This window comes from Phenylobacterium sp. (assembly GCF_020402505.1).
Classification (GTDB): Bacteria; Pseudomonadota; Alphaproteobacteria; order Caulobacterales; family Caulobacteraceae; genus Phenylobacterium.
Genome location: NZ_JADBZL010000181.1, coordinates 1 through 13,068, shown reverse-complemented (window position 1 = coordinate 13,068; position 13,068 = coordinate 1). Strand labels below are relative to the sequence as shown.

15 protein-coding genes are annotated in these 13,068 nt (G+C 68.2%); 11 read left to right on the top strand and 4 right to left on the bottom strand.

Annotation, left to right across the window (positions count from 1 at the left end; all coding sequences use genetic code 11):
- On the top strand, window positions 1-125 hold a 125-nt coding region (locus tag IM632_RS12415), incomplete at its 5' end, for an MmcB family DNA repair protein (RefSeq protein WP_296552408.1).
- Window positions 126-135: 10 nt separating this feature from the next.
- Here IM632_RS12415 and IM632_RS12410 read toward each other — a convergent pair.
- On the bottom strand, window positions 136-705 hold the full coding sequence (locus tag IM632_RS12410) for a response regulator (RefSeq protein ID WP_296484965.1): 570 nt from the start codon (window positions 703-705) through the stop codon (window positions 136-138).
- A gap of 140 nt (window positions 706-845) precedes the next feature.
- On the opposite strand from IM632_RS12410, the gene IM632_RS12405 reads away from it, so the two are divergent.
- The 3 genes from IM632_RS12405 (at window position 846) to IM632_RS12395 (ending at window position 3,545) form a co-directional block, all read left to right on the top strand.
- A complete protein-coding gene (locus IM632_RS12405) occupies window positions 846-1,454 on the top strand; it encodes an SCO family protein (RefSeq protein WP_296484961.1) in 609 nt (202 codons plus the stop codon).
- A gap of 68 nt (window positions 1,455-1,522) precedes the next feature.
- Window positions 1,523-2,788, top strand: a complete 1,266-nt coding sequence (gene phaZ, locus IM632_RS12400) for a polyhydroxyalkanoate depolymerase (protein WP_296484957.1) — start codon at window positions 1,523-1,525, stop codon at window positions 2,786-2,788.
- A gap of 7 nt (window positions 2,789-2,795) precedes the next feature.
- Window positions 2,796-3,545, top strand: coding sequence for a YgjP-like metallopeptidase domain-containing protein (locus tag IM632_RS12395; RefSeq protein WP_296497713.1), 750 nt, complete (start codon window positions 2,796-2,798; stop codon window positions 3,543-3,545).
- On the opposite strand, the gene IM632_RS12390 is transcribed toward IM632_RS12395, so the two are convergent.
- The gene (locus tag IM632_RS12390; protein WP_296552407.1) at window positions 3,518-5,506 is read right to left on the bottom strand and encodes a transglycosylase domain-containing protein; all 1,989 of its coding nucleotides are present in this window, start codon (window positions 5,504-5,506) and stop codon (window positions 3,518-3,520) included. The two genes, IM632_RS12395 and IM632_RS12390, sit on opposite strands and share 28 nt — an antisense overlap.
- Before the next feature lie 140 nt (window positions 5,507-5,646).
- Between IM632_RS12390 and IM632_RS12385 the strand changes: the two genes are divergently transcribed.
- The 7 genes from IM632_RS12385 to IM632_RS12355 all read left to right on the top strand — a co-directional run bounded on the left by IM632_RS12385 (window position 5,647) and on the right by IM632_RS12355 (window position 11,708).
- A complete protein-coding gene (locus tag IM632_RS12385; RefSeq protein ID WP_296502693.1) occupies window positions 5,647-5,934 on the top strand; it encodes a hypothetical protein in 288 nt (95 codons plus the stop codon).
- A 213-nt stretch (window positions 5,935-6,147) separates the two neighbouring features.
- Complete coding sequence (locus IM632_RS12380; RefSeq protein WP_296479894.1) at window positions 6,148-6,702, top strand: F0F1 ATP synthase subunit delta; 555 nt, start codon at window positions 6,148-6,150, stop codon at window positions 6,700-6,702.
- 3 nt (window positions 6,703-6,705) lie between these two features.
- Window positions 6,706-8,241, top strand: coding sequence for a F0F1 ATP synthase subunit alpha (gene atpA, locus IM632_RS12375; protein ID WP_296479895.1), 1,536 nt, complete (start codon window positions 6,706-6,708; stop codon window positions 8,239-8,241).
- Between the two features lie 22 nt (window positions 8,242-8,263).
- Window positions 8,264-9,133, top strand: a complete 870-nt coding sequence (locus IM632_RS12370) for a F0F1 ATP synthase subunit gamma (protein WP_296479896.1) — start codon at window positions 8,264-8,266, stop codon at window positions 9,131-9,133.
- A gap of 18 nt (window positions 9,134-9,151) precedes the next feature.
- Entirely contained in the window at window positions 9,152-10,723 is a 1,572-nt protein-coding gene (gene atpD, locus IM632_RS12365; protein ID WP_296479897.1) for a F0F1 ATP synthase subunit beta, read from the top strand.
- Window positions 10,724-10,728: 5 nt separating this feature from the next.
- On the top strand, window positions 10,729-10,989 hold the full coding sequence (locus tag IM632_RS12360) for an ATP synthase F1 subunit epsilon (protein WP_293511603.1): 261 nt from the start codon (window positions 10,729-10,731) through the stop codon (window positions 10,987-10,989).
- Window positions 10,990-11,072: 83 nt separating this feature from the next.
- On the top strand, window positions 11,073-11,708 hold the full coding sequence (locus IM632_RS12355) for a hypothetical protein (RefSeq protein ID WP_296479898.1): 636 nt from the start codon (window positions 11,073-11,075) through the stop codon (window positions 11,706-11,708).
- Here the strand turns inward: IM632_RS12355 and IM632_RS12350 are convergent.
- Together IM632_RS12350 and IM632_RS12345 are read right to left on the bottom strand one after the other, a co-directional pair.
- Complete coding sequence (locus tag IM632_RS12350) at window positions 11,705-12,487, bottom strand: alpha/beta hydrolase (protein ID WP_333806693.1); 783 nt, start codon at window positions 12,485-12,487, stop codon at window positions 11,705-11,707. The two genes, IM632_RS12355 and IM632_RS12350, sit on opposite strands and share 4 nt — an antisense overlap.
- The gene (locus tag IM632_RS12345; protein WP_296518554.1) at window positions 12,484-12,969 is read right to left on the bottom strand and encodes an RNA pyrophosphohydrolase; all 486 of its coding nucleotides are present in this window, start codon (window positions 12,967-12,969) and stop codon (window positions 12,484-12,486) included. The genes IM632_RS12350 and IM632_RS12345 overlap by 4 nt, the downstream gene beginning before the upstream one ends.
- Between the last annotated feature and the right edge of the window lie 99 nt (window positions 12,970-13,068).

Below are 13,068 nucleotides of genomic sequence, written 5' to 3'. Positions count from 1 at the left end.
CTCTGGTGCGGGAGGCTCCCCTTTCGCCCCTGGCCGGAAGCCGCCGCAAGGCCCTGACCATCGCCTTTGCGCGCCTGGCGGCCCTGCGCGCCTCGGGGGTGCTGGCCGTAGATCTCGAGGTTTGAGCGTATCGCCTCAGCGCGGCGCTCGCTTGGCCAGAATCCTCTGCAGGGTCCGGCGGTGCAGGCCCAGGCGTCGCGCGGCCTCGGAAATGTTGTATCCGCTGAACTCAAGGACCCGGTGAATGTGTTCCCAGCGCGCCCGGTCTGCAGTCATGGGTTTCAGAGCCAACCCGTTTGCAGGCGCCTGGCCCAGCAGGGCGGCGGTCAGGTCTTCCCCGTTCGCCGGCTTGGTCAGGTAATCCGCCGCCCCCAGCCTGACGGCGGCAATAGCGTTGGCGATGGATCCGAAGGCCGTCAGCACGACAGCGCGGCTGTCCGGGCGCCGGCAGAGCAGGGCCTCGATCACCGCAAGGCCGAGGCCATCCCTCAGACGCATCTCCAGAACAGCGAATGCCGGGGGCTCTAACAGTATGACCCTCCTGGCCTCCGCCAGGTTGCGCGCCCGCACGATCTGGAACCCCCGGGCCTCCAGGGCGCGCCCAGTGCGGATGCAGTGGAGTTCGTCGTCATCAACCAGCAGGAGAGGACGACCCTCCTGCGACTCGGCGGGTTCGACGTGCTCGGCAGTTTCGGTTGCACTCATGAGCGTGGCTCGCATGCCCGACCGGAATTGGAGCTTGGCGCGTAGGGCAGGACTAGGCAAGCCGGACCCGCGCCGTGGCTGGAAGCCGGAGATATTCCGCGCTAAAGCCTCCCCGACCTAAACCCCGGGGACGGCCTCGCATGACACCCAAGCTGATCCTGCGCCTTCTGGCCGCCGCTATCCTTGTCGCCGGCCTGACTTTCCTGGCTGTTCAGATCGGAGGACGCCGGCCCCCGCCGGAGGCGACGTCCAGCCCCCAGGCGGGCCCTGGCGGGCCCTTCACACTGGTCGACACGACGGGCCGGCCCTTTACGGAGGCAGGTCTCAAGGGGCGCTGGAGCATCGTGTTCTTTGGCTTCACGTTTTGCCCGGATGTCTGTCCGACCACCCTCGACACCCTGGGACGGACACTCGACCTCCTCGGTCCGGACGGGAAGAAGGTGCAGATCATCTTCGTCTCTGTGGATCCGGAACGCGACACTCCGGCCCAGATGGCCGCTTACCTGAACAATCCGGCCTTTCCGCCTGGTGTGGTCGGACTGACAGGCACCCCCGAGCAGGTGGCCGCCGTCGCGCGTGCGTACAAGGTCTATTACGAAAAGCAGGGCGAAGGGGACGCCTACCTGATCAACCACTCCTCGATCAGCTACCTGATGGATCCGTCAGGTCAGTTCGCTCGCGTCTTGCCGTACGGTATGGCTCCAGAGGCCCTCGCCGGCCAGGTCCGTGACGCCATGAAACGGGGCTGAAGCCTTCCGGGCTGGACATCCGGCGCGCTTCGGCGCGATATGTTGCGTTGCAACATCATTGGGCGACCATGCTTTATACCCTCTACGAAGCCGGATTCTATGTCGCCGCCCCCCTCAGGGCGGCCGCCCGGGTGACGCGCCAGTACTGGAGTTCACCGCTGAATCCCGCCCGTGAGACCCCGGTCGGACGGCGCCTCTTCGCTTCCGCCGACCTGTTCGCCAATCTGACGCGCCGCTACGGGCGGCCCGATTGGGGGATCGAAAGCGTCAGAATCTCGGGAGTGGACGTCCGGGTTCGGCGGGTGGAGGCCTGGTCCAGCCCCTGGGTCAAGTTGACGCACTTCGTGCGCGACCCCCTGGATCTGCGCCGGGCAGGACGCACCGCGGCGGCGCCCGCGGTCCTGATTGTCGCGCCCTTGTCCGGCCACTATGCAACCCTCCTGCGGGATACGGTCCGGACCTTTCTGCAGGACCATGAGGTTTTCATCACAGATTGGTCCAACGCCCGGGACGTGCCGGTTCTTGAGGGCCGCTTCGACTTCCATGACTACCTGGACCATGTCCGGGAAATGCTTCGCCGCCTGGGCCCGCGCTGCCATGTGGTCGCCGTCTGTCAGCCCGGTCCGGCCGTGCTTTCGGCCGCCGCCCTGATGGCCGAGGATGGGGACGAGGGCCGGCCCGCCTCCATGACCTTCATGGGCTCTCCCCTCGACGCCCGCTTTTCACCGACGGTGACCAACAAGCTGGCCGAGGAGCGGCCGTTCGCCTGGTTCAAATCGAATATGATCAGCACCGTGCCCCTGCCATTCGCAGGCGCGGGTCGCCGGGTCTATCCGGGCTTTGTCCAGCTCTATTCGTTCATGTCCATGAACATGGAGCGGCACCAGGACGCCCACTGGCGGTACCTGCAGGACCTGATGAACGGAGACGGCGACTCCGCCGAGAAGCACCTGGAATTCTACGACGAGTACCTCTCAGTGTTGGACCTCACGGAGGAGTTTTATCTCCAGACCGTCGACATCGTCTTCCAGCAGCACCTCCTGCCCAAGGGCGAGTTGACCCATGAGGGCCGCTTGGTGCGGCCCTCGGCCATCACCGACATCGGCCTGCTCACGGTCGAGGGAGAACTCGACGATATCTCCGGGATCGGCCAGACTCAGGCCGCCCATACCCTGTGCACCGGTCTCCCGGATGACCTGCGGGAGGACTACGTGCAGCCCCATGTGGGCCATTACGGGGTCTTCAATGGGCGACGCTTCCGGGAGGAGATCTATCCCCGGGTCGCCGCCTTCATCGCCCGCCAGGAAGCGCGCGTCGCCGCGCCTGCCGGCTGAGCCGCCCTTGAGCCTCTTGGGTTTCGGGCGGTCGTACGCCGACGGCGATCTGATCGAGGTCGAGGGCCTGCCTGTGCGGTTGCGGGTCAACCGCCGCTCCCGCCGGATCGCTCTTCGCCTCGACCGCACCCGCCGCGAGGTCGTGGCCTCCGCCCCCGACCTGCGGGGCCTGATGGAAGCCGCCCGCTTCGCGCGGAGCCGTGCGGACTGGATCCGGAGCCGTCTTGCAGCGGTCCCGGAGTCCTCGCCCCTGGCGCCAGGGCTTGAACTCACCGTCTTCGACCGCGCCTGCCGGCTGGAGGCCGGGACGGGGCGCACCCGTCTGTTCGACGACCCGGACGGGGCGCTCGTCATCCGGGCCGCAGGGGAGCCCGAGGCCTTTGCGCGCTCGGTGGTGAGGGTTCTGAAGCACGAGGCCCTGACCGGCTTCCGCGAGTTGTCCCGGCGCCACTGCGAGACTCTCGGGGCGCCTCTGCCGACCGTAACAGTGACCGACACCCGCACTCGCTGGGGCTCCTGCACGCCGGGACGGGGGGGCGCGCCGCCCTCGGTGCGCTATGTCTGGCGGCTTGCCCTCGCCCCAACGCCGGTCGCCGACTATGTCGCCGCCCATGAGTGCGCGCACATCCTGGAGCCCCATCACGGTCCGGCCTTCTGGGCCCTGGTCAGGGACCTCGTCGGCGACCCCTCACCCCATCGTGAATGGCTGAGACGAGAAGGTCCCCGGCTTCACGCCCTCGGGGCGGCGGAGGGCTGAGGCGGGCTCGCCGCAGGGGATGGGGCCGGCGCCGAGGGTCGGACTGCCGGATCCGCCTGGGCCGGAGTCTCGGCAGGCGCCTGTAGAATGTCTCCGATGGGATCTTCTTCGGCCGTAGGTGGCGGGAGACCGCCGGGGATGGGTTCGGCCCGCAGCCGGGGGAGGGCGCGGCTCATGAAGGCCTGCCAGACCGCCGCCGGGGCCCCGCCGCCGGTCACCCGCCGCATGGGGGTGTTGTCGTCCCGGCCCACCCAGACCGCCGCCACGAAGCCGCCGGTGTAGCCCACGAACCAGGCGTCCCTGTAGTCGCTGGTGGTGCCGGTCTTGCCCGCGAGGTCATAGCCCGGGACACGGGCCCGGGTTCCCGTCCCGGAGACCAGGACCTGGCGCAGCATCTGGTTCATCTGCGGCAGCGCCGGGGACGAGATCACCGGGGTCCTGGCCGGCCGGGCGACCGACCGGTCGTAGAGCACCCTGCCGCTCGCCGTCCGCACCCGCTCTATGGCCCAGGCTGGCGACAGATAGCCGCCATTCGAGAAAGGGGTGTAGGCCTGGGCCATCTCGAGGGGACTGACCTCGACGGCGCCGAGGGCCATGGAGGGGTCCAGCTGGATCGGTGAGCGGATTCCCAGACGCCGGGCCGTGGCGGCCACATTGCCGGTGCCCACCTCGTTCGCCAGCCGGGCCGCGACAGTGTTCACCGATTGGGCCAGCGCCGTTTGCAGGGTGATGGGGCCCAGGAACTCGCCGGTGTAGTTCCTGGGCTCCCAGGTTCCGATCCGGATCGCCTCGTCGACCACCGGGGTCTCGGGGGTGCGGCCCCGCTCCAGCGCCGTCAGGTAGACGAAGGGTTTGAAGGCCGACCCCGCCTGCCGCCGGGCCATGGAGGCGCGGTCAAACTGGCTGTCCTCGTAGTCGACGCCTCCCACATAGGCGCGGACGCGTCCCTCCCCGTCGAGCGCCACGAGGGCGCCCTGCTGGACGCCCTGTCCCCGAGCCCCGGCGACTCCGGCCCGCAGGGCCTGCTCGGCCGAAACCTGGATGGGCAGGTCAAGGGTGGTCTCGACAATGAGGTCCTCTGTGGGCTCTCCCACCAGACCGCGAACCTGTTCATCCACCCAGTCCGTAAAGTACTGCGCACGCTGGCTGGCCAGGGTGGGGTTGACCCGCACAGGGGTGCCGATCGCCTCCGCCCGCTGGGCGGGCGTGATGGCGCCGGCGCGGACCATTTCATTGAGCACCACGGTCGCGCGCCGGGCGGCCCGGTCTGCGGAGGAGACGGGACTGTAGCGAGACGGGCCCTTCATCATGCCGGCCAGGAGGGCGCTCTCGCCGATGGTGAGCTGGTCGGCCGGCTTTCCGAAATACCTCTGGGCGGCGGCCTCGATGCCGTAGGCGCCGGCCCCGAAGTAGACCCGGTTCAGGTAGAGGGCGAGAATCTCCTTCTTGGTGAACTTCGTCTCCAGCCAGATGGCCAGGACCAGTTCCTGCGCCTTGCGCCGATAGGTCTGGTCCATGGTCAGGAAAAGGTTGCGCGCCAGCTGCTGGGTGATGGTCGAGCCGCCCCGCAGGGGTCCATCGCCCCTGTGGGTCAGGTTGTAGACCTGGCTTCGGACGATGCCCCAGGGGTTGAAACCGAAGTGCCAGTAAAACCACCGGTCCTCGATGGCCACGAAGGCGGCGGGCACATAGGGGGGAAGCTTGTCGAGGTCGACGGGCGGCGCGTACTGGCTGCCCCGCACGGAAACAAGGGCGCCGGAACGGTCCAGGTAGGAAATCGAGGGCTGACGGCGGACAGCGTTCAGGTTGGACGTGTCCGGCAGGTCGGCGGCGAAGACGGCCAGGAAGGCGAGGGCGAAGATCAGGCCCCAGACGAACAGAACTGCGCCCCAGTAGACGAGTCCCTGCAGGAAGGAACGCCGCCGCCGGGGCGGTGCGTCTCGGGTGTCGGATCTGGCCATGGCCCTGGGTCTCCGAACGGGTCTTCGCTCCGCGCCGAACGGGCCGAGGCATACACCGGCCCGCTGACTCGCGCGACAGGATTGCGCCCTCTCGGGAAAGGCTCTTCCCAACCCGGCCCGACCGCGGCATGAGGCCCGCCATGACTGACCCGCGCCGAGCCCCTTCGCCCATTCCCGCCGATCCCGCCGGCGTCGCCGCCCTGATCCAGGCGCGGTTGTCGGAGGTCGCCGGGGACGGCGTCCGGCCGGTCTCCCTTTCCCTTGATTTCGGCCCGGCCTGCGGCTTGGCGCCGTCCGGCGTCCTGGAGTCGTGGGTCGACCGCCGAACCCGTAGCCTGGCCTTCGTGAGGGCCCGGCTGGAGGCGCCGGATGGCCGGATGATCGCCGCCGGCTCCGCCGTCTTCAGCCGTCTGGCGGCGGAGGGCTGAGGCCGGGTGAGGGCGCGCTTTCCGGTCACCGGCGATTCCGCCGCGAGCCGTTGGTTGCGGCGCCGAAGGCTGCGTGATATCAGACGCGCGGCTTCGGGTCGGGGGTTCTGAAAAGGGCTGTCGGCGTCTGTGCTTTTCCAAGCGCTTTCAAGCCTTTAGCCGTCGGAAAGCGCTTCCGGCGTCTGTGACACACGCATCGGGCGGGCGGAGCAAGTGGCGGACGATTCCAGGACTTCAGATGTGGGCGATCGTTACGCCCGGGCCCTTTTCGATCTCGCGAACGAGACCGGGACGATCAGGGCGGTCGCCGAGGATGTTGCGGCCCTGAGGCGGATGCGTGCGGACTCGTCCGACCTGAGGACCCTCCTGGCCTCTCCCGCCTTCACCTCGACCGACAAGGCCAACGCCCTGGGCGCACTGGCCGCGAAGGCGAAGTTCTCTGAGACCACCCGCAAGTTCCTCGGCCTGCTGGCCGCGAACGGTCGGGCCTCGGTCCTCCCGGAGGCGCTGGCCGCCTTCGAGGCCCTCGACGCCGCCGCCCGGGGCGCGGTGTCCGCCGTGGTCACAACCGCCGCGCCGATGAGCGCCGCCCAGTCCAAGGCTGTCGCCGAGGCCCTCCGCACCGCTCTTGGCAAGGCCCCCGAAATCGAAACCCGCGTGGATCCCGCCCTGCTGGGCGGCATTCGCGTCCGGGTCGGATCCAAACTCTTCGACGCTTCGCTTCGTTCGAAGCTCGATTCCCTCAAGTTCGCCCTGAAGAGAGCGTAAGCCATGGATATCCGCGCCGCCGAAATCTCGGCCATCCTGAAGTCCCAGATCGCCAACTTCGGCCAGGACGCCGACGTCTCCGATGTCGGACAGGTCCTGTCCGTCGGCGACGGCATCGCCCGGGTTTTCGGCCTGGACAATGTCCAGTCCGGTGAAATGGTCGAATTCCCCAAGGCTGGCGTGAAGGGAATGGCCCTGAATCTGGAGCGAGATAACGTCGGGGTCGTGATCTTCGGCGAGGACCGCGCCATCGCCGAGGGCGACGAGGTCCGCCGCCTCTCCGAGATCGTGGACGTGCCGGTCGGCAAGGGCCTGCTGGGCCGCGTGGTCAACCCGCTGGGCGAGCCCATCGACGGCAAGGGCCCGATCAAGAACGTGGCCGAGCGCCGCCGGGTGGACGTGAAGGCGCCGGGCATCATCCCGCGGAAGTCGGTGCACGAGCCGGTGCAGACCGGCCTGAAGGCCATCGACACCCTGATCCCGATCGGCCGCGGCCAGCGCGAGCTGATCATCGGCGACCGCCAGACTGGCAAGACCGCCGTGGCCGTCGACACCATCCTGAACCAGAAGGCGATGAACGCCGGCGATAATGAGAGCGCAAAGCTCTACTGCATCTATGTCGCCATCGGCCAGAAGCGCTCGACGGTCGCCCAGATCGTCAAGACCCTCGAGGAGCGCGGCGCCCTCGACTACACCATCGTGGTTTCGGCTACGGCCTCCGAGCCGGCGCCCCTGCAGTTCCTGGCCCCCTTTGCGGGCTGCGCCATGGGCGAGTGGTTCCGCGACAACGGCATGCACGCCGTCATCATCTACGACGACCTGTCCAAGCAGGCCGTCGCCTATCGCCAGATGTCCCTGCTGCTGCGCCGCCCGCCGGGCCGCGAAGCCTATCCCGGCGACGTCTTCTATCTGCACTCCCGCCTCCTGGAGCGCGCCGCCAAGCTCAATGACGAGAACGGCAACGGCTCTCTGACCGCCTTGCCGGTCATCGAGACCCAGGCCAACGACGTGTCGGCCTACATCCCGACCAACGTGATCTCGATTACCGACGGCCAGATCTTCCTTGAGACCGATCTCTTCTTCCAGGGCATCCGCCCGGCGGTGAACGTCGGCATCAGCGTGAGCCGGGTGGGCTCCTCGGCCCAGATCAAAGCGATGAAAACCGCCGCCGGCCCGATCAAGGGCGACCTCGCCCAGTACCGGGAAATGGCCGCCTTCGCGAAGTTCGGATCCGATCTCGACGCGACAACCCAGCGTCAGCTGGCCCGCGGCGAGCGCTTGACCGAGCTGCTCAAGCAGCCCCAGTACGCCCCTCTCTCCGTGGAGGAGCAGGTCGCCGTCGTCTACGCCGGCACCCGGGGCTACCTCGATGGCGTGCCGACCGCCGACGTAGGCCGCTACGAGCAGGAGCTGCTGAAGCACCTGCACGGCAAGCACCAGAAGCTGCTCGACACCATCCGCGAGGGCAAGGCGCTCACCGACAAGGTCGAGGCTGACCTGCGCGGCGTGCTCGACGCCTTCACCGCCACCTTCGCCTGAGGCCGGACCGGAACCGCCCGACATGGCCAGCCTGAAGGAAATGCGCAATCGGATCGGAAGCGTGAAGGCCACGCAGAAGATCACGAAGGCGATGCAGATGGTCGCAGCGGCCAAGCTGCGGCGGGCGCAGGATAACGCCCAGAACGCTCGTCCCTACGCGGACCGCATGGCGTCGGTGATCGCCAACCTGGCCGCCGGCGTGTCCGGCGACGGGGCGCCGAAGCTCCTGGTGGGCACGGGGAGCGACGTGCGCCAGCTGGTGATCGTCGCCACCTCCGACCGGGGCCTGGCCGGCGGCTTCAACTCCTCCATCGTCCGGATGGCCCGTGAGAGGATCAACCGCCTCCTGGCCGAAGGCCGGGACGTGCGCCTGATCACCATCGGAAAGAAGGCCCGCGAGCAGCTGCGTCGCCAGTACGGCGACCGTATCGTCGAGAGCTACGAGGCGGGCGGAAATCCCTCCCTCGCGACAGCGCAGGACGTGGCTGCGAAGGTGGCCGCCCTGTTCGAGGCCGGTGAGATCGACGTGGTCTCCCTGCTTTTCAGCCGGTTCAAGTCGGTTGTTGTCCAGACCCCGACCTTCGTCCAGCTGATCCCGGCCCAGGTCGCCGGCGCCGAGCCTGTCGACCTCAAGGGCGCCGGTTATGAGTATGAGCCGGACGCCGAGGGGATTCTTGAGACCCTGTTGCCCCGGAACCTCACCGTCCAGGTCTTCTCGGCCATGCTCGAGAACCAGGCCGGGTTCTACGCCGCCCAGATGGCGGCCATGGACAACGCCACCCGCAACGCCGGCGACATGATCGCCAGCCTGACCCTGCAGTACAACCGTTCACGCCAGGCGCAGATCACCAAGGAGCTGATCGAGATCATCTCCGGCGCCGAGGCGCTCTAACCGAGAGAGTCCGAAACCATGGCTACGACCCCCAAGGCCCCCGCCAAGACGGCCGCTGCGAAGAAGGCTCCCGCGGCCAAGGCCGCCGCGCCCAAGGCGGCGAAGGCTTCCGCAGCGCCCAAGGCCGCCGCTCCGAAGGCCGGCGTCGCCACCGGCAGGATCGTCCAGGTCATCGGCGCCGTCGTCGACGTCGAATTCGAAGGCCACCTGCCGGCGATCATGAACGCCCTGGAGACCTCCAACACCGACCAGAGGACGGGCAAGCCCTTCCGCCTGGTGCTCGAGGTGGCCCAGCACCTGGGCGAGAACACCGTTCGCACCATCGCCATGGACACCACCGAGGGCCTGACCCGTGGCCAGCCCGTGGTCGACACCGGCGCTGGCATCACCGTTCCCGTCGGCCCGGCCACCCTGGGCCGGATCATGAACGTCATCGGCGAGCCGATCGACGAGGCCGGCCCGATCACCAGCGCCTACTCAAGCCCGATCCACCGCGAGGCCCCCTCCTTCGCCGACCAGTCGACGGCGGCCGAGGTCCTGGTCACCGGGATCAAGGTCGTGGACCTGCTCTGCCCCTACACCAAGGGCGGCAAGATCGGCCTGTTCGGCGGCGCCGGCGTGGGCAAGACCGTGACCATGCAGGAGCTGATCAACAACATCGCCAAAGCTTACGGCGGCTATTCCGTGCTGGCGGGCGTGGGCGAGCGGACCCGCGAGGGCAATGACCTCTACCACGAGATGATCGAGTCCAACGTGAACGTCGACCCGCGCAAGACCGGCTCGACCGAAGGCTCGAAGTGCACCCTGGTCTACGGCCAGATGAACGAGCCCCCCGGCGCCCGCGCCCGGGTCGCCCTGACGGGCCTGGCCCAGGCCGAGTACTTCCGCGACCAGGAAGGCAAGGACGTCCTCCTGTTCATTGACAACATCTTCCGCTTCACCCAGGCGGGCTCCGAAGTGTCCGCCCTCCTGGGCCGCATCCCCTCGGCTGTGGGCTACCAGCCCACCCTGGCCACCGAGATGGGCAACCTGCAGGAGCGCATCACCTCAACGAACAAGGGTTCGATCACCTCGGTGCAGGCCATCTACGTGCCCGCCGACGACCTGACCGACCCGGCGCCGGCCACCTCCTTCGCCCACCTGGACGCCACCACGGTGCTCAACCGCGACATCGCCGCCCAGGCCATCTTCCCCGCCGTGGACCCGCTGGACTCCACCTCGCGGATCATGGACCCCCTGGTCATCGGCGAGGAGCACTACACCGTCGCCCGCCGGGTCCAGGAGACCCTTCAGCAGTACAAGGCCCTGAAGGACATCATCGCCATCCTGGGCATGGATGAGCTCTCCGAAGAGGACAAGCTGACCGTCTCCCGCGCGCGGAAGATCCAGAAGTTCCTGTCCCAGCCCTTCCACGTGGCCGAGCAGTTCACCAACATGCCCGGCATCTTCGTGAGCCTCGAGGACACCATCCGCTCGTTCAAGGCGCTGGTGGACGGCGAGTATGACCATCTCCCCGAGGCGGCCTTCTACAATGTCGGCACCATCGAGGATGCGGTGGCCAAGGCCGAGCAGCTCGCGGCGGAAGCCTGACCCTGATGGCCGGAAAGCTGCAATTCTCGCTGGTCTCACCGGAGCGGGAGCTCTTCTCCGGTGAGGTCGATCAGGTGGACGCGCCGGGCTCCGAAGGAGACTTCGGCGTCCTGCCGGGCCATGCCCCCTTCATGACCGCCCTTCGGGAAGGCCAGCTCAGGCTCTACCGGAACGGCCAGGTCACGACATTCGAAGTGCGCGGCGGATTCGCCGACGTGACGCCCGCGGGTCTCACGGTGCTGGCGGAGTCCGCCGTCGAGGTCTAGCCAGACGCCATGATCAAGGCACAATGATCCGTCAGTCTGACATTAAGGCTTGGGGGATGAACAACAGGAAACGAGGAAACAGAATGCGCAGCGCCGTCATCACCCTCGTCGCCACTTCGGCGATCGCCCTCCCGGCCATGGCCCAGGACGTTCCGGCCCCGCCCCCGCCGCCTGCGCCTCCGGCGGCGGCTGAGGCCGCGGCCCCGGCCCCGCCAGCTCCCCCCCCGGTGGTGGAGACCCTGCCCACCGACGGTGAGATCGGCCAGATCCTCAATGTGATCCGGTCTGTCTGCGTACCCCTCGTGCGCGGCGGCGAGCTTCCCAAGCTCGCCACCTCGGCGGCCGGTTTCAAGCGCAACCGGAAGGAAGGCGGTTTCACCCAGACCCTGGTGGCCAAGCCCTACACCCTGACGGTCTATGATCCCGGCTCGAACAAGCAGGTCTGTCGCCTCGGCCTGACCTACACCAGCGGTGGTGAGAGGCCGCTCCTGCTGGGCCTCGACAAGTTCGCCTACCTGAACCAGCCCCGTCTGCTACTCCAGCGCGAGAACAACTACATCCCGCCGACCGACTTCATGCGGGTGACGAGCTCCTGGGAGTACTACACAGACAAGGAGTCCATTGGTCTGGTCTTCGTCCAGCTCAAGAAGCCCGACGGGACTGAGGTCAACCCCAAGTGGGGCACTGGCGAGATTCTCTACTCCGAGCGCCAGTTCTAGGCGGCCTGGCTGCGTCGCGCGGCCAGCCAGTCCAGGATCACGCCGGCGACGGCCTCCCATCCCGGTTCCCCGGGCAGCCAGTGGCTCATGCCCGGCATTTCGCGGTAATCTCCGCCGAGACGTTCGGCCACCTGCCGGACGGTGGCCGGCGGATGTACGCGGTCCCGGGACCCTGACAGCACCAGCGAGTCCAACCCCAGACGACCAGGGGGAGCCAGGGTCGTCATGAGCGGATCAAGCCACCAGGTCAAAGTCTCCAGGATCGCGCGGGCGCTCTCGGGCCGGGTCCGCCGGGCGGCCGCCTCCCGCGCCGCCGGCGTCAGCCGATCCAGGCTGAAGGCCTTCAGGAGCTGCAGGTCGGGGTCTACGGGCGAGAAGGGGGTCGGCGCCACCAGGGGCAGCGCGGCTGCGGTAACAGCCTCCTCCAGGCTTGACCCGAAGACGCCCCAGGGCGCCGAGGGCGCCAGCAGGGCCAGGGCGGAGACGGGCCCACGCCGGGCGGCCATCTGGGCCACCAGCCCGCCCATGGAGTGACCCAGAAGGACGGGCGCGGCCCCCTCCGCCTCAGCCACCCTCCGGCAGAGGTGGGCTATGTCCGAGGCGTAATCGGCCATGGACAGGCCGCCCACCTCGCCGGGCCGGTCACCGGCGCCGTGGCCGCGGAGGTCTGGCGCCAGGACCGGGTGGCCCGCCGCCTCGAAGGGTTGGCGGAAGGCGTCGAACACCCAGCCGCCGCAGAAGGCCCCGTGGACCATGATGATCGAGGGGGAACGGCTCAAGGCCGCCCCCCGGCCAGGTGGTCGGCGAGGGGTGCGAAGGCCTGGGCGACCGTCGCATAGACAGGTTTCTTGAACGGTACGATGAGCTCAGGCGCATCCGCCAGGGGGGCCCAACGCCAGGCGTCGAACTCCACCGGATGATGCTGGTCGAGACGGACTTCGGTTTCGTCCCCTTCGAATCTCAAGGCGAACCAGACCTGCTTCTGTCCCTTCCAGCCCCGTCGTCCTTTCCTCGCCTCGATCGGGTAGTCGTAGGCGATCCAGCCCGGGGTCCGGCCCAGGACCGAGACCGATGTGATTCCGGTCTCCTCTTCCAGCTCGCGGAGGGCGGCGGCCTCAAGGTCCTCGCCGTCGTCGACCCCGCCCTGGGGGAACTGCCAGTTGTAGGGTGGCGGCGTCTCGACCCTTCGGCCCATCCATACCCGCCCTTCAGGGCTGAACAGAACGAGGCCGACATTGGGCCGATAGTCATCCAGGTTCATTAGCGGATTCGGGCGAGGGCGGAGGCTGGCGCCAGCTGGTAGCCGCGGCTCTCGATCTGGCTCGCCCATGATGCCACCTGGCGAAGGGTCAGGGGATAG